This window comes from Pseudoxanthomonas sp. (assembly GCF_027498035.1).
Taxonomy (GTDB): Bacteria; Pseudomonadota; Gammaproteobacteria; order Xanthomonadales; family Xanthomonadaceae; genus Pseudoxanthomonas_A.
In genome coordinates this window covers 737,801-761,005 of the sequence record NZ_CP114978.1, presented here as the reverse complement: position 1 = coordinate 761,005, position 23,205 = coordinate 737,801, and the positions used below count along the sequence as shown (strand labels likewise).

Below are 23,205 nucleotides of genomic sequence, written 5' to 3'. Positions count from 1 at the left end.
TGGATGCAAGGTTTTCCACATCTCGCACTCCGAAGTGCACTGTTTTCCTTGTCTGCCGTGGAAATAGCGCTAGTGAACCTCAACGCTTGAGCAAAGACCGAATCCTGGCCTTCTGTGCGACATCCAGGCTATTGGCATGCTGCTTCAAGATCGCAACAATCTCTTCAAAGGCCGCATCGGCCCGGCGGCGAAGTTCGACGCGGGCGGCACGCTCGACTTCGCGCCAGTGATCCACAGGATTCATTTCTGACCTGTTTAACTTGGCGGGCCCTACATCACGAGTCATTCCCCAGTCTCCTGTGCCGCTTTGGCCCTTTGAGGTGTTCGAGCCGCACGTGATCGCTTCGCGGGTCTAGCGGACGACTGTTCCAAGGCGCGCTTGAGTGCATCCGGCAGGTCCATCGCCTTGGTCAGCTGATTCTCTAACGCATCCGCTCTTGCCTGATGAGTGGCAAGTGCCCGCCTGGCATCAGCTAGGTCGCTGAGCGCCTTCTCATGTTTTTCGGCCTGACTCTGCTCGAACGCACTTCGCTGCTTCGTCAGGCTGGTAATTTGAGCCTGCAGATCCTTTGATTCCTGCCTGGCGCGATCAATCTCTGCGTGCGCTCGATCTTCAGTTGCCCGAACGTGTTCTGCCATTCGGTCTCGCTCGGAGCGAGCCGCTTCAGCCTGGATTTCCATCACCCTGGACTGACTCTCGCGAGCCTGATCAAGCACGTTAACCCGGTCCGTGGCCGCATCCCGTTGACTGGTGACCTCGATAATTTGGCGCTGAAGTTGCTCTACCAAGCGCTCAAGCTCCTTAGAACGGGCCAAAGCGAGTTGCTCCTCTGCTCTCGAAGCATCGATTTTCGACAGGATCGTGGCGGTCTCCGCAGCCGACGCCTCGCGGGCTTGATCGAGCAACTGACGTGCCTCAACGAGGGCGGCATGCTCGCCCGAAAGCTCCTTGGTCACTAACACCCGTGCTTGGTTAAGGGCCAACATCCACCACTTCCCAGTGAGCTCAGCCACCTCTACTGGGACATCCGCCACGGCCAAGCGTGCACTTCGATCAGCCTCCAGCCGGTCGCCCAGTCCTTGCCACCAGGTCTCAAGCCAACGCACCACGGTGTTGGGCGAGCCTGTTCCCAGGTGTGCACGGACGCGCTCGACGGTCGGCCGTTCGCCGCTGGCTACCAGCGCATCAGCAGCGGCGTGAACGTCTGATTCTGTGATGCCTCTGGCCATGGAAATTGCCTCCTACTGCGGCGCCCTGCTCTGTTGATTCCGTACTCGCGATAAGTGATGATTATCACTAGTACGCGCCCTATTTCATAACGTACATTACATAGTATGAAGCGAAATAGCACATTAGCCACGGTGGCAGCGACGGCCGCGAGCCTGGTGCTCCCCGAGCAGCTGGCCCAACAGGCCGCCGACGCAGTGCGTGAACTGCTCGCCGAAGCGGCGGCGGCCAACACCACCCGCAGCTACGCCACCGCCCTGCGCTACTGGGCCGGCTGGCACCAGACCCGCTATGGCGTTGAACTAGCCTTGCCGGCGAGCGAGGCCGTGGTGATCCAGTTCCTGGTCGACCACATCCAGCGCAAGAACAAGACCGGCCTGGTCTGCGAGCTTCCGCCGGCGATCGACCAGGCGCTGGTGGCCGCTGGCCTCAAGGCCAAGATCGGGCCACTGAAGCTGTCAACCGTGGTCCAGCGTGTGGCTGTGCTGTCCACGGCGCATAAGCTCAAGCGCTTGGCCAACCCGTGCGAGCTGCCCAGTGTCCGTACCCTGCTGAGCCGCGCCCGGAGGGCGGCGGTCAAGCGTGGCGAGCGGCCAACCAAGAAAACGGCGGTTACCCGAACCGAGCTCGAACTCATGCTGGCCACCTGCGACAACTCGCTGGAAGGCCTGCGTGACCGTGCCCTGCTCTGCTTCGGGTTTGCCAGTGGCGGGCGCCGGCGCAGCGAGATCGCGGCCGCGGACATGCGCGATCTGCGCAAGGTCGGCGAGGACGGCTACATCTATCGGCTGGAGTACTCGAAGACCCAGCAGGCCGGGGTGACGGCGGACTCGAGCCCAGACAAGCCGATCCTGGGACGCAGCGCCGACGCGCTCACCGCCTGGCTGGAGGCGGCGGGGATCCATGAGGGGGCGATTTTCCGGCGGGTCTGGAAGGGGCGGGTCGGCCCTGCCCTGCTCCCCGGGTCAGTGGCTACCATCGTGAAGCGCCGGGCTCACTTGGCGGGCTTGGCGGGGGATTTTGGGGCACACAGCCTGCGGTCGGGGTTCGTGACCGAGGCGGGAAAGCAAGGCGTGCCGCTGCCCGCAGTGATGGCGATGACCGAGCACCGGTCGGTGGCGAGCGTGATTGGGTATTTTCAGTCGGGCGCGGCAGAGGATAATCCTGCTGGTCGTCTCTTGAAGTAGAAATTAGCCGCCGTATGACTCAAAGTCACTAAGGGGATAAGGCATTGCAATGCCTGTTAGGAAAGCTGGGACTGTAGGGGAAGGATAGGCTGCAGCCGCTTGCTCAGGTTGGCACCAATCAGGGGAGTCATGAACATCCGGCCGTTTTTCAGTACAAGCTCACGCGATTTGGAGAAGCTTCTCAAGGACTCCATCTCGCGTTGCGACACGGCTACGTTAAAAGCTCTTGAGCACGAGCTTTCACACCGAAAAACCGAACTGGCTAGACAGCTTGCGCTCAAAGTGCAGAAGCACCTCCGTGATCAAGGTCCGGAGAATGCTCCCGTCATGCCGAACGAAGCCTTGTCACCACCAGCCCCGCCCCTGACCGAAGTAGGTGCTGGCCTGCGTCCGACGGCGCCGACGTCAGAAGTTATCGATACTCAAGTTGCCAAGACCATGACCGATCCGAACATCATCGATCGCTTGAAGGGCCTGCTGGCCTATGTTGTACAAACCGCCAAGTTGAAGGGAACGCCACCGCGGACTGTGGAGCAGCATGGATCCTTCAAGGCCTATGAACACGAACTCAGGGGCCTTCCAGGCATCGAATTTGACAAAGGTTCGGCAGAGGACGATGTCTGGCTGCGCGTGGAGCGCTTGCATGAAAGCGCCCCTCCGGTTCCAAAGACCAAGCTCCTGGCGGCTCTAATCTTGCAGTCTAAGAACCCGGCTAGTGAGCCGGGCACCGTATCAGTTGTTGACCGCAAGACCGTTGAGGACCTCGGAATTGATCCGCCCGACCCAGCGGACCAAGCGAAGCCTATCTCGGTGCACACCTTACCGATCAAGGCACAGCTCGACGCAGAGCTAGCGACCTATGTAGCCCAGATCTGGCGGCCGTGGGCAGACGCCGAGAAGGAAGTCCGAAAGACGATTTCCAAGTATGCCTCCTTGTTCGCAGCCCACCAGATGCTGCAGGGGAACCTTGTGGACTCGCCCCTAGAACTGGTGATGGGAATAGGTCATGCCGTATGGGAGCGCCCTGGAGGCAAGATCACCTACCCACTGATTACCAAACTGGTGGAGCTGTCCGTCGTCGAATCGACGCACGCCATCGAAGTCCGTCCGCGCTCACCTGATCCGCGTCTGGAACTGGATATCTACACGTCTATGGACAACCTCGGTGTGTCCGAGGTGGCACGTGCTGGAAAGCAGTTCTTTTCCAGCATGGCCGATCAGTTCAGCCCTTTCGCTTTCAGCACTTTCGAGCCCCTGTTGAAGAGTGCAGCGAGCCTCTTGGACCCCAACGGCATCTATTGGCCGGATCAGACCACCCCCGATGATCGCCAGCTACCCAAAGCCGACGAGAACCTGAAGATTACTGACACATGGGCGCTGTTCGCGCGAGCGCGCACCTCAAGTCTTTTCATTCAGGACTTGGAACGTTTCGAGAAACTGATTGACGATGGTCTGAACCTGGGGACGCTCTCCCCCGCCACATTGGCCCTGGTTGCCAACCCATCTGTCGACAGCCAGGACCAGACACCGGTCATCTACCGGGGTCTATCGAATATCGATCCGAACGCTTGCACCGAAGTTAAGGCGAAGGACCTCTACTTTCCGATGCCCTATAACGACGAGCAGGTCCAGATCGTACAAATGCTGGATCACCATGATGGCGTTGTAGTCCAAGGACCTCCCGGCACCGGCAAGACCCACACGATCGCCAACGTAATTTCGCACTATCTTGCCTCCGGCAAGCGGGTCCTGGTCACGTCGATGAGGGATCCGGCGCTAGCCGTACTACAGGAGAAGCTCCCGGAAGAGATCCGCCCCTTAGCCATCAGTCTGCTCAGCAGCGAAGCTGAAGGAATGAAGCAGTTCGAGCACTCGATTCGAAAGATTTCGGCCGAAGTATCCCGGATCAATCGAGTAGAACTCCGGCGCGAAGTCACGCAGCTTGAGCAGCGTATCGACCAACTTCACGCGCACATCGCCAAGACCGAGCAGGAAATCGCTCGCTGGGCGAACAAGAACCTTGAGCCCATCCAGCTCGACGGCCAGAAGCTCATGCCGCTAGACGTGGCCCACGAGGTAGCCGCTCATCCAGACGAGGCAGCATGGATTCCTGACGCGCTGACCATTGAAGCAATGCATGCGCCTGCGTTTGGCGATGCCGAAATCGTGGCACTGCGGGATGCGCGCAGCGCCCTGGGCCAGGACCTGGCTCTACTCGACCAGACCCTTCCAGCACTGGACTCATTCCCACCGACGGAGCGGTTGCTGCAACTTCACCAGGACATGAAGCAGCTGGCCACCTTGAATGCCATGGTTGAGTCGGCGACCTTGCCGCCCCTCCGAGACATGGACGCTGCAACGATCAATGCGGCAATCGAAGCAAGGAGCCAAGTTGTAGGACTCCAGAGTTCACGTAGGAACCTCGACGAACACGGGTATGCATGGTTACCCGAGCTCGAGTCTTTCCTTCGAAGGACCGCCAACAAGGATGTGCTGCTTACGGTGTTTCAAACGCTGAGGTCCGACATCCTCAGCCTGGTCGGTAGCCGCACCCAGTTCCTGTCGCGCCCGGTACTCCTGCCTGAAGACTTCATGGAAAGCCCTGAGCTGGCAGATGCTGTTGATAACCTGTCACAGGGGAAGAAGGCATTCGGTTTCGCCGGCATGTTTGGGAAGTCAGTGCAGAAGAAGCTTCTTGACCAGGTTCAGGTGGTTGGCAGAGCCCCGACCAGCGACGAGGACTGGAATCACGTACTTCTGTTTGTGCGTTTTCGTCAGGATTGCTCATCTATGTTGGTGCGCTGGAACGCAGTCGCACCGGATCTGCATCTGCCCAATCTATCGAAGGCGGAAGAGGTCATCTCCAAGGCGCCCGGCTTCTTGTCCGCGTTCGATTCGCTCCAAAAGATACTGCGCGAAGAGAAGACCCTCTCCTCCAGCCTCCCCGCGCTCCTTCCCGCTTGGCCCCATTCGGGACAAACACCTTATGAGTCCGCGAAGCTTGAAAAGGCACTTGAGATTCTCGATCACAACCTGAGTCGCAACAGGCTGGCGTCCACGTGGCAGATGAGAGAGACCTTCTATCGAGCGATCGCAGATTGCCAGAGCAACATTACGCAGCGAATTTCTAGGTTCTTCGATCAACAGCTGGGCGATTCGCACGTTCAAGACACAGAGATTCAGGCCCAATGGTCCGAGCTGATGGCCGAGCTTCGACGTCAGCACAGCCAGTTCCCTCACCTTCATACAGTCGTTTTCCTAACCGACAAGATCAAGGAATCGGGCGCGCCACGATGGGCCAAGCGGTTGCGCACTGAGGCAGTTACCTCAGCGCATGACGACCTATTGCCTGACAACTGGCGATCGCTGTGGCGCAGACGTCGCCTGCTGACCCTGGTGGAATCCATGGATGGACGGGAGACGTTGAAGCAACTTTCACAGAAGCGCGCCGAAATGGAGTCGGACCTTGCCCGTCTCTATCAAGCCACGGTTACTAAACGCACTTGGCTTCAGATGGCGGAGAAAGCTTCACCGGCTGTTCGCTCCGCACTGGAGGCCTATCGCGTCGCCATTACGCGCATCGGAAAGGGCACGGGCGTAAGGGCCCCCCGCTTCCGAAAGGATGCACGCGACGCAGCTGATCAGGCCAGTCCAGCGATCCCATGCTGGATCATGCCCCACTATCGCGTTAGCGAATCCTTGCCGGTTGCTCTGGGAGCGTTCGACCTTGTCATCATCGACGAGGCATCCCAGTCAGATTTGACTGCACTCCCTGCAATTCTTCGCGCCAAGAAGATCCTGATCGTGGGCGACGATCAGCAGGTGTCACCTGAGGGGGTGGGACTGGAAGAAGACAAGATTCGTAGCCTGATGAACCAATTTCTGAATGGACAGGTAGGGTTGTATCGTCCGCAGATGTCGCCGGACAAGTCCATCTATGACCTGTTCAAGGTGGTTTTCGCGCATGGCCAAGTCATGCTCCGCGAGCATTTCCGCTGTGTCGGCCCAATCATCGAATATTCAAAGCGCGAGTTCTACAACCACGAACTCCGCCCGTTGCGCCTGCCCCGCTCCTCTGAGCGACTGGACCCACCCCTTGTGGACGTCCATGTACTGGACGGCGCCCGCGGGAACGGGAAGACAAACGAGGGCGAAGCCAGGTTCATCCTGGAAGAGATCAGGAAGATCACCCAAGACCCAAACATGTCCAGGCGAACCATTGGCGTGGTCTCGCTGGTAGGTAGCGAGCAGGCGAAGCTGGTCTGGGACAAGGTCGCTGCGGAACTTGGCGAATCGACGATCGAGAAGCATCACATGGCCTTCGGCGATGCCAGAACCTTCCAAGGCAAAGAGCGAGACATCATGTTTCTTTCTATGGTGGTCTCTGGGCGTGCCCAAGCCTCCTCTCAGGAGATGTTCCGCCAGCGCTACAACGTTGCGGCCTCGCGCGCCCGTGATCGGATGTACTTGGTCCGCAGCATCACCCCGGAAGAGCTGAGCCCAGCCGACAAGCTTCGGGCTGGCCTCATTCAGCACTTCAGCTCCCCTTACCTTCAGAACGAGGAGGAGGTCGCGGATCTGAGGAAGCTATGTGAATCGCCTTTTGAGCGCGAGATGTACGACGCGCTTGTAGAGCGTGGCTATCGCGTACGCCCGCAGGTTAGGGTGGGAAGTTACCGAATTGATCTGGTGGTAGAAGGCGCTGGCGACGCGCGACTGGCCGTCGAATGCGATGGGGATCAGTACCACGGTCCGGATCAGTGGCAGCATGACATGCGTCGCCAGCGGATCTTAGAGCGTGCAGGATGGAAGTTCTGGCGGTGCTTTGCTTCCACCTTTGTGACTGCGCGTAACGCAGTTCTGGACGATCTGGTCGCCACACTAGATAAATACGGCATCGAGCCCGTTGGCTCGCAAGTTTCACCTCAAAGTCTGCACAGTCAGTTCAGAAGCTACGAAGCTTTCCGTGAGGATGTTCGATCCTTGGGCGATCTCAGCAGCGTGTCAAGAACATTTTAGATCACCAAAGTTGATCTCCAGAAAGATCGGCATTTGAGGGATACCAGTCAGCTTTTCAGGCGGCAGACTTCTCTGTATATCGTCCCATCAAGTACATATTGCGCAACAATTCAAATGCCAAAACTTCTACACACTGCCGACTGGCAGATCGGCAAGCAGTTTGGAGGTTTCGAGCCGGACGATGCCGCCCTCCTGGCCAAGGCGCGCATCGACGGCATCCGCGCGATCGCGGAACTCGCCACGGCTGAGCAGGTTGATGCCGTGCTCGTCCCCGGCGACGTGTTCGACGCCCAGACCGTTGCCGACAAGACGATTCAGCAGGCGTTCCGAGCCATGGAGCCTTACCCCGGTCCTTGGCTGCTCATGCCCGGCAACCACGACGCCGGTTTGATCGAGTCGGTTTGGACCCGCGCACAGCGCCTCGGCGCCGTTCCTGCCAACGTCGTTCTCTGCCTCACCCCAGCGCCGGTCCCGCTGCTGGACGGTAGGGCCGTGGTACTCCCTGCCCCGTTGACCCAGCGCAATACCTTCGCCGACCTCACCGAATGGTTTGAAGACGCGCCGCGCTTCCCCGGTGTGATTCGTATCGGCATGGCCCATGGCAGCGTGCAGGGAGTTCTGCACGACGGCATCGACTCCGCCAACCCCATCGCCGCCGGCCGCGTTGCCAGTGCCGGCCTCGACTACCTCGCGCTGGGCGACTGGCATGGCACCGCGCGGATCGACGCCCGCACCTGGTACAGCGGCACCCACGAACAGGACCGCTTCCGCGGCAATGACCCGGGTAACGTGCTGATCGTGGAGATTGAGGCCGGCCAGGAGCCGCAGGTCCGCGCCGTTCGCATTGGCCGCCACCAGTGGCGCCAAATCGAGACCGCCTTGCAGGTAGCCAGCGACATCGATGCGCTCGAAGCCACCCTCGAAACCCTGTCCAGCGCGGACGTCGTTGACCTTACAGTCACCGGCGCTGTCGACCTGGCCAGCCACGAACGCCTCCAGCGCGCCATCTCCCGCGCCCAGGGCCGCGCCTTGGCGCTACGGTGGGATTTGGCCGGCCTGCAACTGCTCCCCTCCCCCGAGGACATCGCCAGCCTGCGTGCCGATGGGTACCTCGCTGATGCGATAAACGAGCTGCGCACGACCCAGACGCTCGACGGCGACGCCGGCGACATGGCCCGGGACAGCCTGATCCTGCTGGCCACTACTATGCGCGGCGTCAACACCACGGGAGCGGCGGCATGAAGCTCCAGCGAATCGCTCTGCAGAACGTCCGCATGTTCCGAGCACCTGTCGTCCTCGAGGACCTGGAGCCGGGCCTCAACGTCTTCTCCGGACCCAACGGGACAGGCAAATCCACCCTTGTGGACGCCATCCGTGCCGCCTTCCTCGAGCGCTACAAGTCCAGCTCGGTTGACCACCTGCGCCCGCGCGATGCCGGCGGCGTCGCCCCGACCATCCAGCTCGACTTCACGGTCGCCGGCACGCCTTACCATCTGGAAAAGAGCTTCCTCGCGACCAAGCGGTGCTCCCTGTCTTACGCCCGCGAAACCCTGGACGGCGAGGACGCGGAAGACTACCTCGCCTCCCTCATCGGCTACAGCTATGCCCGGCGCGGCGCCAGCCGCGACGACAACTGGGGCATCCCCGGCCTCCTCTGGGTCCAGCAGGGTGCCGGGCAGGACGTCCACGCGCAGGTGGAACACGCCGACAGCCACCTGCAGGGCGCGCTGCAGGCCTTAGTGGGCAACATCGCAAGCACCGGCGGTGATGCGGTCATCGATCGCCTGAGCGCGCAGAAGGACGCGCTGGTCACCGGCGCCCGCAATGACCCACGCGGCCCCTATGCCACCGCCAGGAACGAGCTGGCCGCCTGCACCGAGCAACTGCAGGGCCTCGATGCCCGCATCGAACGCTACCGCGGCCAAGTCGACGATCTAACCCGCCTGCAGGCGACGGTGAGCGAACTCGAATCCGCCCGCCCGTGGGAGCAGTTGGAGGCCCAGCGCGGCCAGGCCCAATCCGGACTAGACGAGGCGGACCGTTTGCACGGCGCAATTGCAGCCCAGGAACAGCGCCGCGAGGACGCCGGCAACCGCATCACCCTCTTTACCAATCGCCTTGGCGAACTGCGTGAACCCGAGTCCTTGCTGGCCTCGGCCATTACGCGCCTCACCAACACCACCGACGCCCTCGGGAACATGCAGGCAAGGTCCGCGCAGGTCCAGGGCGACTACGCCACCGCCGATCACGCCATGAAGGAGGCAGCCCAAGCCCTTCAGCAGGCCCAGGACGCTGCCACCCGCGCGGACCTGACCGGCCAACAGGGCCGACTCGAACACCAGCACGCCGCCCTGCACACGCGCCATGCGCAGGCACTGGAGGCCAAGGGGCGGCTCGAGGCACGGCAGGCCGAAGCCGCCGCCACGCTGCTCCACCCCCAAGACCTCGAGGCCATCCGTGAACGATCAGCGGAGCTGCGGGATGCCGTGGTGCGGCTAGAGGCGGTCAGCACTCGTGTCGGCTATACCCTTGATCCCGGTATCCAGTTGCGCGCCGGCACCGACACCCTCGCCGGCGACGGCGAGCTGCTGGTAACCGCTCCTGTGGACATCGAGCTGCCGGGCCTGGGTCGCCTGGAGGTGCGACCTGGCGGCGAAGATCTGGATGCCCTCGTCTCGCGCCGCACCCACGCCAATGAGGCGTTTGCCGCCTCTCTCACGGCAGCAGGGGTAGCCAGCCTGCAGGAGGCTGAAGCCAAGGCCGAGGCGTACCGTGCCGCCCAGCATGCCGCTGACGTGGCGCGCGGCGAACTGCGCGCCGCGGCGCCCGAGGGCATCCCAGCCCTCGCCCTCGAACTCGACCGGTTCGACGCCGACCGCATGGCGATCGCCGCGCGCTTAGCCGACCTGCCGCCGCCCCCCGAGACTACGCTGCCCCTAGTTGAAGCCCAGGATGCCCAGCGCCACGCACAGGACGCCCTCACGCTGGCCGGTGAGGAACGCTCCCGGCACCAGCAGCATGTGCGCGAAGCCGAGATTGCACGCGACCAGTCCACCGCGGCCGTCACGGAGCTGCAGGCCCGCGTGGATTCCCCGACCCGCCAGGATGAGATTCGCGATGTTGACGCTCGGCTGCTCCAAGCCCAGGCGGACGCCCGCGACGCCGCCACCCAGCTCCGCGAGTTTCAATCGCAAGCTGCTGCATTGAACGCTGACCAGCTGAAGCTCGACGTCGACCGCCTCGATGCCAGCGCCAAGGCTGAGCGCAGACGCTTCGACTCTGCTCGTGATCGCATGACCCAGGTGCGTGCCGAGATCCAACACGTGGGCGCCGACGGCCTGGAAGAGCAGCGCGATCAGCTGCGTGTGCAGCACGCCTCACTGACGCTTCGCGTAGGCCAGTTCAAGCGCCAGATCGAGGTACTAACGCACCTGCTCGAAATCTTGGAGCGTCGCCGCGCCGCGGTGCAGCAGCGCCTGCTGGCGCCCCTGCAATCCCGAGTCGACTACTATTTGCGTCTGCTCTTCCCAGACCAGCAGCTCGTCATGGATGCCGGTCTGCTACCGGGTGGCCTGGTCACCACGGAAGGCCGCAACGCCGGCGACTACGAGGAACAGAGTTTCGGCACGCGCGAGCAGTTGGGGCTGGTCTGCCGCCTCGCCTACGCCGATCTGCTGCAGCAGTCGGGAGCCCCGACCCTGCTTGTCTTGGACGACGCCTTGGTCCACTCCGACAAGGATCGTCTCGATCGGCTCAAGCGCGTGTTGTACGACGCATCCCAACGCCATCAGGTGCTAATGATGACCTGCCATCCGGACCGCTGGCGCGACTTGGGCACGCCCGTCCGCGATCTTGCTGAAGCTTTGCAACCTGGCACGTGATGGGTTTTTTTGACAATCCTACTCACGCGGCCAATTCAACGTCTGGGGTTCGGTCCCGCCCCGCGGAAGATTGAGTTAAGCACCTGGGCTTCACTACCCCCGATACGGCTTCGTAGTCCCCTGCCCCACTGACGCTCCCTTTCAGCCAATGGCAGGCTATGGCGACTACCTTAAGCCAGTTCTTTCTCATTGAGAATGCTCGGACTACTCTTGCATCATGAATGCCGAAAGCACCAAGCGACCGCCCGAACGCGAGTGGCATGGAAAGCATCTCTCGTGGAGTTACCGTCCGCACGCGTTCCGCTGGGAAGGCGAGCAGATCGAGGGTATCAATTTCCTTCCGCTGGCTCGCGAGATGCGGGCCTGGATGATGCAACGCGGCCAACTCTCATATATCTCCAACTCCGACCGCGAAATCAAGGGGCGTTACACGAATCCATACAGCTACAGCGGATCCGCGCTTTCTTTGGTCCTGAGTCGGGCTATCAACGCCTATCACGATTACGCCACCAGCCCGACACCGGATCACACCGAGGTGGACGCAGAAGTCGAGCGACTTCGCCTATACAACGACGTGCTTCTCTATACCGCTAGAGTTTGCGAGGTCGCGATCAAGCAGTTGCTCTATTGCACGAACTTCACTGAATCGCGATACAAGCGCTTAGCGCTCGGCGCTCTGCTGGAGTCTCCCTGTCCTGCATGCAAGAAGGAGAACGGGAAAGACCCGCATTTGGTTTCGCTGATAGGCACGCTAGCGCACCCATTTCATCTGTGCCTTGAGTTCGACCATTGCGCAATGGATCACATGAATTTTGTGAATAAGCTACGAAACTCCCAGGCCGCCCATTCCGAAATCCAGACGCTCAACATCCGCACCGTAGGAGAGTCGAAGCAACAACTGCTGAAAGATTGCGAAGAAGTTCTCTCTGGGTTTCTCCACATGCTGTCGCATTTCGAGAAGCTTGAGGAAGAGATTCTGAACGACCTGGCGAAGAAAGGCGAAGCCATCATTCTCCTGAGACTAAACGGACTTCCGCCGGGAGACTGCAATTTCAATCTGGTTCCCGGGCAGCGGTTCGTGTTTGACCCTACAGGTGATCCGCAAACCCCCGAGCAGGCATGACTCGGGGAGGAAAACTGCTCTCTCCCTACCCACGATAAATCCATCTAATCCTAATATTGGATAGCAGCTCCCCTGCCCTACCCGTGGGCCAGGGTCCGCTTCCGGTCGAGGCTGTGTAAAAACTCTTCGCCGATGTTTCAGCGTCACTGGTGCGTCCAGATCAGACAACTGTGACAAGTACGGAAGTTCGACGCCTAGGCTGCGATTGCTCTCAGCATGCCCGGCATTCCGATGATCTTGATCATGCGCTTCATGTTGTAGGCCAGGACGGCCAGGCTGATCTCTGTTCTGACCTTTGGAAGGGTTGTGGTCAGAAATGGCGTAGTGCCCAGCCAAGCCTTGAGCGTGCCGAACACATGCTCCACGGTCTGCTTTCGCGTCACCGCGACTTGTGGCCTGGCATTGAGCCTCAGCTGCATCGTCTCCAACACGTGCTCGTGCTCCCATCGGCTGATGCGTCGGTAGCGGCCGGTCGTGCACTTGGCTCGCATCGGGCAGGCAGGACAGGCCGATGACCAATACTTGTGTAGCGTCAGGCCATTCTCTTCAGTAGTGAAGCGATGGGTGGCGGCTTCGCCCGCTGGGCATTGATAGGCATCAGCTCGCGGGTCGTAGATAAAGTCCCGCTTGTCGAACCGGCCCTCGGCTTTGCTGTTCGAGGTCAGTGGCTTGGGCACCAGCGGGATGATGCCAGCCTGCTCGCACGCCAGGATCTCCGGCGCATTGAAGTAGCCGCGATCGGCCAGCGCAGTGATGTGTTCGGCGCCGAGCGCATCCTTGGCTTTTATGGCCATGGCCGAGAGCTGGGCGCGGTCGTTACCTGCGTTGGTGACCTCATGGGCGATGATCAGATGATGCTCAGCATCGACCGCGGCTTGAAGGTTGTAGCCCACAGTCCCGGTGCCACGTCCGCTCGAAGTCATCGAGCGTGCGTCAGGATCAGTCAGCGAGATCTGGTGGTCGGGTGTGTCTTTGAGCTGCTGCTCGATGGCATCGAGCGCTTCCATCTGCTCACGCACCTTGGCCAGCTTGTCCTTCAGATGGGGGACACGCCCCTCTGGCAGCAGCGCTGGATCACGGTCAGCCCGATCCAGCTCGGCCAGATAGCGGGCCACGCTCTCGTCCAACAGTTCGCGACGCGCCCTGATCTTGCCAGCGGTGAAGTTGCGCTCTCGGCTGTTCACCGCCTTGAGCTTACTACCGTCGATTGCGACCACTGCATGTGAGAAGACCTTCATCCTCCGGCACAGCGCAACGAACCGGCTGCACACCGACACGATGGAACTACCGTTGTCCTTACGGAAGTCGGCGATGGTCTTGAAGTCCGGCGCCAATCGTCCTGTCAGCCAGATCAGTTCGAGGTTGCGCTGCGCTTCGCGCTCCAGGCGACGGCTGGACTGGATGCGGTTGAGATAGCCGTAGATGTAGATCTTGAGCAGCGCGGCCGGGTGATAGGCGGGCCGGCCGCCAGCGGCACGATCAACCGCCTCAAAGCCCAAGGCACTCAGGTCGAGCGCTTCAACGAACGCGTCGACCACCCGCACCGGGTTCTCCTCGTGGACGTAGTCTTCGAGCCGATCAGGGAGCAGAAGTCCCTGGGACCGATCAACGCTATCGACGAATCGCTTCATGCCCGGCACCAATCAAGTGATGCTCAGATATTGCCAGTGACGTGGTGGTTTTCACACAGCCTCGGCCAGAAGCGGACATCCGCCCTACCGCTGATAAACATCCCTAACCGCCCTGCCCTTGTGCGTGTGCTTCCGTCCGAGGTTGTGTTAAAGCGCTAGGGGCTCAGGAATTTGATCAAAGAACGACCGGTCAACGGTCTTTACAACGATTTCTGAGTTTGTCTTCCTTTTTTTTTTGAGGCGTGAGAACTCAAGCTCGTGGCATCGGCGCAAGAATTCTCATAAAGCCTCGGCCAGACACAGCCATTCCGTAGCTTCTTATTGGAACGGCTGTCTTTAAGGACACCTCTTCAGCAGTAACACCCTCCGCCAACTCCACCAGCGCCAGCCCCTCTGGCGTGACATCGAACACGCCCAGGTCGGTGATGATCCGGTTGACCACGCCCACGCCGGTAAGCGGCAGGTCGCAGGCGGGCAGGATCTTGTGGCCGCCGTCCTTGGCCACGTGTTCCATGATCACCACCACGCGCTTGACGCCGGCAACCAGGTCCATCGCGCCGCCCATGCCCTTGACCATCTTGCCGGGCACCATCCAGTTGGCCAGGTCGCCCTTCTCGCTGACCTGCATCGCGCCCAGGATGGCCAGGTCGATGTGGCCGCCGCGGATCATGGCGAACGAATCGTGGCTGCCGAAGAAGCTGGCGCCCTTGCGCGCGGTGACGGTCTGTTTCCCGGCGTTGATCAGGTCGGCGTCGATCTCGTCTTCGGTCGGGAATGGACCAATGCCGAGCAGGCCGTTTTCCGACTGCAGCCACACGTCCACGCCGTCTGGAATGTAGTTGGCCACCAGCGTGGGCAGGCCGATGCCCAGGTTCACGTAGGCGCCGTCGGTGAGTTCCTGGGCGGCGCGTGCGGCCATCTGTTCGCGGGTCCAGGCCATCAGTGTGTCTCCTGCGCGCGCACGGTGCGCTGTTCGATGCGTTTCTCAGGGTTTGCGTTGACCACGATGCGGTCGACGTAAATGCCAGGGAGGTGCACCTGGTCCGGATCAATGGCACCGACTTCGACCACCTCCTCGACCTCGGCAACACAGACCTTGCCGGCCATCGCGCAGGCCGGGTTGAAGTTGCGCGCGGTCATGCGGAACACCAGGTTGCCGGCGGTGTCAGCCTTCCAGGCTTTGACCAGGGCGATGTCGGCGTGCAGCGCGGTTTCCAGGATGTAGTGCTTGCCGTCGAATTCGCGCGTTTCCTTGCCTTCGGCGATCACCGTGCCGTAGCCAGTGGCGGTGAAGAACGCCGGGATGCCCGCCCCGCCCGCGCGCAGGCGCTCGGCCAACGTGCCCTGCGGGTTGAATTCCAGCTCCAGCTCGCCGGCCAGGTACTGGCGCGCGAATTCCTTGTTCTCGCCAACATAGGAAGAAATCATCTTCTTGATCTGGCGCGTCTCCAGCAGCTGGCCCAGCCCGAAGCCGTCCACGCCCGCGTTATTGGAGATCACCGTCAGGTCCTTGACCCCGATATCGCGCAGCGCGCTGATCAGCTGCTCGGGCATCCCGCACAGGCCAAAGCCGCCCACCGCCAGGATCTGGCCGTCTGCGACAAGACCGTGAAGAGCCGCAGACGCGGTTTGGAAAACTTTGCGAAATCCTTGGCCTTGCATGGAAACTCCCATGATTGATAGCGACCGCGAGAGATCCAACGATTGCACATCAACCAAGCAGAAGACTCGCTACAGGACGATCTGCGGTCGCAGTATTTAACCCGACAGCATTTGAGTGACTTCCCACGGGTATGAAAAGTCCCCTCAGTCGTCAGTACCGTCATCAAACGTATCAAGCAGAGTGCAGGTCGCGATGCTGCGCTATCGAGACACGAGGACCATTTTCATTACTGCCGATCAACCACATCCAACGCCGCTTGAGCGCCCGTCGGGACATAGGCCCGCACCCCTTCCTTTTCGCTGTAAGCCAGCCAAGCATGATTTGGTGCATTGGGGGAGGCCAGGATTTGCTCCAGCGCAGAAGCAATGAACTCGGGCGACTCTTGCTTCAGTGGCATTGCCCGGATGTCCGGCGCCGTAATTGGTGTATCCACGGCACCGGGGCAGATGACGTCGATCCTCATGCCTTTTTCAGCGAGCGTCGGCGCCAGAGCCAGGCCCAAGCCCAGCTCGGCATGCTTAGTCGCGGTATAGAAAGGATCCATGGCCAGCGGACTAACCGCGGCGCCAGAGGCGGTGAGCACGATACGAGAACATCCGCCTCTTCCCAGCACCGCCTCGATCCCGTAGACCACGCCATCCAGATTCACGCCGCGCACCTTGCGGTAAGCGTCCTGCGTGAACCACTTCAATGGGTCGTCGAGCAACGGCGCACCGCGGGGCCGGCTCATGACACCGGCGTTGAGATGCAGGATATCCACACGTCCCAGCAGATCTTCGACCTCGTCAAGGACTGTTTTCCACGCCGCCGGGTCGGACACGTCCAAGCTGCGGTAGAGATGCGGCGCGCCTAGCTCGGCCTGCAGTGCCTGACCTGACTCGAGATCCACATCGAGGATGACCACCGTTGCGCCCAGCCGCGCCAAGCGGCGTACACAGGCGGCGCCGATGCCGCTTGCGCCGCCAGTCACCGCTGCAACTTTTTTCTTCAGACTCAGTGAACTCATCACCTAACTCCTGTAAGACAAGAGAAATACGTTTAAATGCCTTTTTAAGCCTGTGCGCGCTGCTTCCACATCGCCCTGCGCAAGGCGGCGTCACGATCACCAAAGAAGCGACGGGACAGTCCGGCGCCCGGGTTGTGGCGGTCGAAGCCGTGATGCGCAGCGGGATAGACGTGAAGTTCCATCTCTACTCCGGCGTGCAGCAGGCGCTGCGCGTAGGCAATGTTCTCGTCGACAAATAGGTCCAGTTCGCCGGTGAGGATCGTGGCAGGCGGTAGCCTTGCAAGGTCCGACGCCCGCGTTGGCGCGGCATACGGCGAAATATCCGAGCTACCGTAACTGCTGCCCAAATAAGCGCGCCACGCAAGCTCGTTGCTCTGGCGGTTCCAGAGCTCGGGATCGGTAATCCTGTGGCTGGAGGGTGATGAATTCGTATCGTCCAGCATCGGATAGACCAGAAGCTGGTGGGCCACACTGAATTCGCCGACGTCCCGGATTCGCAGGGCCAGTGCAGCAGCCGCCCCACCGCCCGAACTTGCGCCACCGATGACCACCCGCCCGGGATCGATCGCCAGCGCTTCTGCGTTTCGCATCGTCCAGGCGAAGCCGGCATAGCAGTCGTTGCTCGCGGCTGGGAACGGATGCTCGGGCGCGCGCCGCCAACCCACCGACACCACGGAGCAGCGAAGGTCGTTGGCGATCGTTTCGCACCACTGATCGTCCAAGTCTGGCGCGGTCAGCACGTAACCGCCGCCCTGGATCCAGTACAAGCACGGCAGCGTTTCGCTCGCATCGATAGGGCGGAACACACGCAACTGCACCTCCGGATCGCTCTCCCAGCCGGGTACGAGGTGGTCCTCCCGACTGATTGCAGGGTTGAGTGGCGGGCTGCCGACCGAGGCGTACATGGCATGCAGCGCGGCGCGGGCGGCGGGAATATCGGCCATGTCGATCACCGGCACCATCTTCACGACGGGCAGGATCTCGGGATCCAGACGTTCAAGGACGGACATTGGGTTCTCCTACTTGGGATCTGCAGCGAGGGCTTGCCCGCGCCGCGTACGGGTGTGTGCAGGTCAGGTGACCAGGAACTCGTCGGCGTCGGCGTGGCGCAGCCAGTTCCACAACTCGCTGGGCGCGAACGGCAGCATCACCGACGAGCGTTCGTAGCGATTCATGAAGAAGCTTTTCGCCCGTGCGTCGGTATAGGTCTTGCCGGCCTCGCGCTGATCCAGCAGCCCGTTGTAGCGCCAGTACGCCGGCTCGGTGACCTCGACCGAGCGCTTTCCATCGACGATGAGTTTCTGCACCCATTCAATGGCAAAGCGCGTCACCATCTCTTCGTGGTTGACGATGCCTCCGCCTGCGGCCGGGTTGGTGTTGGGCCCGTAAAGCATGAAGAAGTTGGGGAACTTGGGCAGCATGCTGCCGCTGACCCAAGCGCGCGCACCATCCTTGGACCAGAGTTCTTCGACGGTGATTCCCGATCGCCCGGTAATCTTCATTGGCCACAACAGTTCATTGGCACGAAAGCCGGTGGCCCACACGATCACATCAAAAGGATGCTCCTTGCCGCCGGCGACGATACCGCGCGGGGTGACACGGTCGATGCCGCTGTCGACCAAGGTGACATCATCACGCAGCAGGGCGTCGTAGATGTTGTAACTCTCATCGACCAGCAGCGGCCTCGCGGAAAACGGCGGATGCGGCGGGATCATCTTGTCGATGAACTCCGGGCGGCCGGCAAATTTTTCCTGGATGTAGGCAATGCGTGCATCGCGCACTTCCTTGTTCAATGCACTCCGGCTGTGTGGATCCTTCCATTCCGGATCGATGCTGAAGATCGGCGAATAGACGTGCTCTCCAGTGAGCCAGTTGGTCCGCAATCGCATGAAATTGGTGTGGAAAGGGAGATTGCGGTCCAGCCATGTCGCTTCAACAGGCAGCTTGCTGGTGTAACCCGGCAGCTGGAACACCCACTGCGGCTTGCGCTGGAACAGGGTGGTGTGTTCAGCCAGTTTGGCCAGTTCTGGCACCATCTGGTACCCGGTCGCACCGGTTCCCACCACCGCGACGCGCTTGCCGGCTAGGTCGAGATCATTCGGCCACCGCGCGGTATGGAAAGCATCTCCCCCGAACCGGTCCATGCCTTCGATCGCCGGCAGGCTGGGGCGAGCGAGCAGGCCGGATGCGCAAATCACCGCGTTGGCCTCGTAGCTCACTGGACCTTCAGGGCCGATCGCCTCGATCTTCCAGACGCCCTGCCCTTCGTCCCAGGCCATGGACTGAACTTCGGTGTTGAGTTCGATGTCCGGCCGAAGCGCGAACTTGTCCGCCACCCAGTTGAAGTAGCGCTCGTTTTCCGCCTGCGGCGCGAACGCGTAGTCGAAAATGAACTCGGCGCCGAAGATGTGCGTATACGCGCGACTGGGCGTATCGACGCGTGCGCCCGGGTAGCGGTTCTCGTACCAGGTGCCGCCGACGGCCGGATTCTTCTCGATCACCTTGTAGCGAACGTTCGCATGCTTGAGCTGGGCCGCGGCGCTCAAGCCGCCAAGGCCAGCGCCGATGACGATCACGGAGAACTTCTCAAGCTGCTCCGGCGAGGGAGCGCGTGGCCATTCGGCAGCCCTGGACCACGGATCGAGGGCGGTTTCCTCGGTCCACATGCCAGCCTCCAGATCGGGGATCGGCTCGCCGACCACCAGTTCCATGGACTTGCGCAGCCGCTCGGGTGGGCCGATCCCGATCTCGCCGGCGCCCTGATCGCGGTAGGCTTTCAGAAAGGCCAATGCCTTGGCCTTGATCGTTTCAACATCCTGCAGACTTGCCGGTCCATACGCTTCAGCAAAAAAGAACCGCGTCTTGGCGACCTGGGTCTGCAGCAGTTCCTCATCGCCGGTGAGCTGGTAGACCAACCCACGTAGCACCATCGGGTCGGTATAGGCGAGCGAGCGCTCGATCTCTTCGTCGGTCGCGCTCAGCAGCTCCCACCTGACGGAGGAGCCAGCGTGTTCGGCAGACAAGGTGGGCACGTTTGAAAAATAGGCCATGTTTCCTCCTGCTTGGTCCATCCGGTACGACCCCGATGGACACGTTGGAAGTGACGACGTGCCCTGGCACGGGCACGGAGTGGCTGCGCCGCGGCGCGCAGTTGCATGTTTCGCACGAAGCATCGGTGGCCGGCCGCGTCGCCTGCCACACCGCGCGCACCTATAGCTGCACGAACAGGTTCACGCCCACCACTGCGGCATCGTTGTAATCGCCGAATGCCGGCCCGTGCACATAGCTCAGGCTTGGAGAGATGTACAAGCCACGCGCCAGGCGCGCCGCGTAACTAACCGTCACCTGGAATTGCCCCGCCGGTGCATCGAGACCGGCACCGATCGTCCTGCGTGCCACTTTCGAATAGGTGCTGCGGTTGATGTTGAAGGTCATGCCATCGGCAGGACGGCTCTCGATCAAACCGACGCTGTACAGACGCAACTCGTAGTATTCGGAGATGACGTTGACTTCGTCCTTGGCGTAAAAGGCCGAGCCGCCGACGAAGATGCCGCGGTAAGGCATGGACTTGTAGGGCTGAGCCACCTGGAAGTCACCCAGCGCGAACAGGGTATGGTTGTTGGTGTAGCGGCCGTTCTCAAGATTGGTAAAGTCCGAAGTGTTGTACAGCGCACCTGCCCGCACCCAGCGGCTGCCCGTATCCGGCCCGGCCTCGCGCCGTTGCCCGAATTCGCCGATATAAAGTGCCGATGCGCGTTCGGCCCGGTAGCGCAGGTTGAGCGGGCCGTCGTGCCCGGCTTGGTACTCCTGACCCAATGGGCTTGAACTGCGCTGCACACCACCCTTGAAGTAAAGATCGCGCGGGCCATGCAGCGTCAGGTTGAATGTCGGGGATGGTGCCGGGTCTGCACTCAGGCCCACCTCGATCGGCACCAGGCTCGACAGGCCGGTGGTCAGCAGCGGACTGCCGCCGGTGAATACGCCGATGAACTCGGTGTAGTTCGGCAAATAGCCGGTTTTGATCTCAAGCTTCTTGTCGAAAAAACTCTGGTAGTACGCGAGCTTCTGGAAATGCGGCACCACTTCACTGGAGCCCTGGCTCGCCGACCATGATGAGGCATAGGAGATCAAGCCCACGATCAGCTTGGAGTTGGGCAGCCCGATCGCGCCCAGCCCCTGTGTGTAGGTTGGATAGATCGAGTTGCTTTGCGAAGTGAACTTCTGACCCGCATACACCTGCGGGTTGTGCGGATTGTTCTGCAGCACGTCGTAGTTCTGCACGAACGATCCGCGGATGGTCAGCGACGCATCGTGGTCTGCCAGGGAGGTCCTCCAACCTCCGTTGTCACCAAGCAGCGACTCGATGGCCGGTGGATAGGAGATTGCCAGGCCTGGCTCACCCAACGCGTCGAAGCGCGCGTACTCCTCCGGGGTCGTCGCCTGCGCGTGTGCGGGGGCGTGGACCATGAATGTTGCCAGGACTGCGCCAGCCGTGACGAACCTTCCGGCCGCGCCACTGCTGCTACCGTTGATTTTCATACACCCTCCTCCCAGTTGGGCGCCCTCGTTGTGAGAAACGCCGGTCAAGCTGTCGGCCCACCGGGCGGGCGCCGCTTCTGAACCTGCCGGTCCAGCCCGGGATCCACGCAAACCCTCATTCGCATGGACAAGCCGTTGTCGCCGCTGACCCGACGCGCCCCACCGCGCACCAGGTCAGACGACGATGCGTATGCTCAGGACACGAGGCCCTCCAGTTCGGGCACCAGCTTGAACAGGTCACCGACCAAGCCGTAGTCGGCGATCTCGAAGATCGGCGCGTCCGCGTCCTTGTTGATGGCCACGATGGTGCGGGCATCCTTGATGCCGGCCAGGTGCTGGATTGCTCCGGAGATGCCGATCGCGATGTACAGCTCGGGCGCGATGACCTTGCCGGTCTGGCCCACCTGCAGGTCGTTGGGCACGTAGCCAGCGTCGACCGCCGCGCGTGAGGCACCCACCGCCGCGCCGAGCTTGTCGGCCAGGGAATAGAGCATCTGGAAGTTGTCGCCGCTGCCGAGCGCGCGCCCCCCCGCCACGACCGTTCTTGCGACCTGAAGGTCAGGACGTTCGCTCTTCTGCGCCTTCAGTTCCAGGAAGCGCGTATGCGTGGGGAGCGCCGCGGAGCTGCTCGAAGCTTCGATCGGTGCGCTCCCGCTTGACCCCACCGCGGTGAAAGACGCCAGGCGCACGGTCGCCACGATGGCTGACCCGGTCGGCGCCTCGACCGTCACGATGGCGTTGCCGGCATAGGTTGAGCGATCAAAACTCGTCGCGCTGTGCGCGACCATGATTTCTGAAATCTGCTGCACGCCTAGCATGGCGGCCACGCGCGGCGCGGTGTCCTTGCCGAAGGCATTGCCGGCGAACAGCACGTGGCTGTAGTCCGCTGCCTGCTCGACGATCTGCGGCGCGTAGGTCGCAGCGAGGATGTGTGCATTGCCTTCCGATTCGAAGGTGCGCACCTTGGCGACTCCGTCAAGCTTGGCAGCCGCAGCAGCGACATCGCCCAGGTTCACACCAAACAGGGCGATTTCAATCTCGCCGCCGATCTGCGCCGCCGCTGCGACGACCTTGGCGACGCCAGCATCCAGGTGTCCGTCGGACACCTCGCCGATGACAAGAATCTTGCTCATGGGTTGGCTCCGTTGTTCATGCCGGCAACAGCCCTTTGCTCTTGAGGGCTGCTACGAGCTCTGCAGGCGTCGAGACCATGACGCCCTTGCTGCGCGTGGGCGGCTCGAACGTCTTGAGAGTCTTCAATCCGGCGTGCCGCTCCACCCCCAGTTCTTCCAGAGTGACCACTTCGAGCGGCTTTTTCTTGGCCTTCATGATGTCCGGCAGCTTCAGGTAGCGCGGTTCATTAAGCCGCAGGTCCGCGGTGATCACCGCGGGCAGGTCGACCTCGAGCGTCTCCAGGCCGGCATCGACCTCGCGGGTCACCGTCGCCTTGTCCGGCGCCAACGTCACACTGCTGGCGAACGTGGCCTGCGCGATATCCAGCAGGCCAGCCACCATCTGCCCGGTTTGGTTGGCGTCGTCGTCGATGGCCTGTTTACCGGCCAAGAGCAGCGTTGCGTCCTCGCGCTTGAACACTTCGGCGAAAGCGCGCGCAGCGGTCAATGGCTGGATATCCCCCTCATCACGGATGTGAATCGCGCGATCCGCGCCGAAAGCCAACGCCGAGCGCAGGGTCTCCTCGTTTTTGGGGCCGCCGATGCTGACCACGATGACTTCGGTCAGCTCGCCTTTTTCCTTGAGCCGCACGGCCTCCTCGACCGCAATCTCGTCGAAGGGATTCATTGAGAACTTGACGTTGTCAGTCACCACGCCCGAGCCATCCCGCCTGACCTGGATCCGGACGTTGTAATCAACGACGCGCTTGACGCACACGATTGCCTTCACTGCAGTTCTCCTGGTTGGCGATGTGT

At 61.5% G+C, this 23,205-nt stretch carries 15 protein-coding genes; 5 read left to right on the top strand and 10 right to left on the bottom strand.

Annotated features, from left to right (window positions below; translation table 11 throughout):
- Window positions 1–282: 282 nt before the first annotated feature.
- Window positions 283–1,230 carry a DNA-binding protein gene (locus tag O8I58_RS03375; protein WP_298320689.1) on the bottom strand — a complete coding sequence of 316 codons (948 nt, stop codon included), beginning with the start codon at window positions 1,228–1,230 and terminating at the stop codon, window positions 283–285.
- A gap of 105 nt (window positions 1,231–1,335) precedes the next feature.
- Between O8I58_RS03375 and O8I58_RS03370 the strand changes: the two genes are divergently transcribed.
- The 5 genes from O8I58_RS03370 (at window position 1,336) to O8I58_RS03350 (ending at window position 12,438) form a co-directional block, all read left to right on the top strand.
- On the top strand, window positions 1,336–2,415 hold the full coding sequence (locus O8I58_RS03370; protein WP_102584493.1) for a site-specific integrase: 1,080 nt from the start codon (window positions 1,336–1,338) through the stop codon (window positions 2,413–2,415).
- Between the two features lie 129 nt (window positions 2,416–2,544).
- Window positions 2,545–7,434 carry a PDDEXK-like endonuclease domain-containing protein gene (locus O8I58_RS03365; RefSeq protein ID WP_298320686.1) on the top strand — a complete coding sequence of 1,630 codons (4,890 nt, stop codon included), beginning with the start codon at window positions 2,545–2,547 and terminating at the stop codon, window positions 7,432–7,434.
- Between the two features lie 114 nt (window positions 7,435–7,548).
- Window positions 7,549–8,676, top strand: coding sequence for a metallophosphoesterase family protein (locus tag O8I58_RS03360; RefSeq protein ID WP_102584495.1), 1,128 nt, complete (start codon window positions 7,549–7,551; stop codon window positions 8,674–8,676).
- A complete protein-coding gene (locus O8I58_RS03355; protein ID WP_180312837.1) occupies window positions 8,673–11,315 on the top strand; it encodes an AAA family ATPase in 2,643 nt (880 codons plus the stop codon). The genes O8I58_RS03360 and O8I58_RS03355 overlap by 4 nt, the downstream gene beginning before the upstream one ends.
- A 217-nt stretch (window positions 11,316–11,532) precedes the next feature.
- Window positions 11,533–12,438, top strand: coding sequence for a hypothetical protein (locus O8I58_RS03350; protein ID WP_298320677.1), 906 nt, complete (start codon window positions 11,533–11,535; stop codon window positions 12,436–12,438).
- Window positions 12,439–12,632: 194 nt separating this feature from the next.
- Here the strand turns inward: O8I58_RS03350 and O8I58_RS03345 are convergent, their stop codons facing one another.
- The 9 genes from O8I58_RS03345 to O8I58_RS03305 form a co-directional block, all read right to left on the bottom strand.
- Window positions 12,633–14,069: an IS1182 family transposase gene (locus O8I58_RS03345; RefSeq protein ID WP_298318979.1), complete on the bottom strand. Its 1,437-nt coding sequence runs from the start codon at window positions 14,067–14,069 to the stop codon at window positions 12,633–12,635.
- Between the two features lie 250 nt (window positions 14,070–14,319).
- Entirely contained in the window at window positions 14,320–15,009 is a 690-nt protein-coding gene (locus tag O8I58_RS03340) for a CoA transferase subunit B (RefSeq protein ID WP_298320675.1), read from the bottom strand.
- Window positions 15,009–15,731: a CoA transferase subunit A gene (locus tag O8I58_RS03335; RefSeq protein ID WP_298320671.1), complete on the bottom strand. Its 723-nt coding sequence runs from the start codon at window positions 15,729–15,731 to the stop codon at window positions 15,009–15,011. The genes O8I58_RS03340 and O8I58_RS03335 overlap by 1 nt, the downstream gene beginning before the upstream one ends.
- Window positions 15,732–15,958: 227 nt before the next feature.
- Entirely contained in the window at window positions 15,959–16,738 is a 780-nt protein-coding gene (locus O8I58_RS03330) for an SDR family oxidoreductase (RefSeq protein ID WP_298320669.1), read from the bottom strand.
- A gap of 44 nt (window positions 16,739–16,782) precedes the next feature.
- Window positions 16,783–17,748, bottom strand: a complete 966-nt coding sequence (locus tag O8I58_RS03325) for an alpha/beta hydrolase (protein WP_298320666.1) — start codon at window positions 17,746–17,748, stop codon at window positions 16,783–16,785.
- A 63-nt stretch (window positions 17,749–17,811) separates the two neighbouring features.
- Window positions 17,812–19,788, bottom strand: coding sequence for a flavin-containing monooxygenase (locus tag O8I58_RS03320; RefSeq protein ID WP_298320664.1), 1,977 nt, complete (start codon window positions 19,786–19,788; stop codon window positions 17,812–17,814).
- A 160-nt stretch (window positions 19,789–19,948) separates the two neighbouring features.
- Window positions 19,949–21,325 (bottom strand): carbohydrate porin, encoded by a 1,377-nt coding sequence (locus O8I58_RS03315; protein WP_298320662.1) that lies wholly within the window; start codon window positions 21,323–21,325, stop codon window positions 19,949–19,951.
- Window positions 21,326–21,471: 146 nt separating this feature from the next.
- Complete coding sequence (locus tag O8I58_RS03310; RefSeq protein WP_298320660.1) at window positions 21,472–22,410, bottom strand: electron transfer flavoprotein subunit alpha/FixB family protein; 939 nt, start codon at window positions 22,408–22,410, stop codon at window positions 21,472–21,474.
- A 16-nt stretch (window positions 22,411–22,426) separates the two neighbouring features.
- A complete protein-coding gene (locus O8I58_RS03305) occupies window positions 22,427–23,179 on the bottom strand; it encodes an electron transfer flavoprotein subunit beta/FixA family protein (RefSeq protein ID WP_298320658.1) in 753 nt (250 codons plus the stop codon).
- Window positions 23,180–23,205 lie beyond the last annotated feature (26 nt).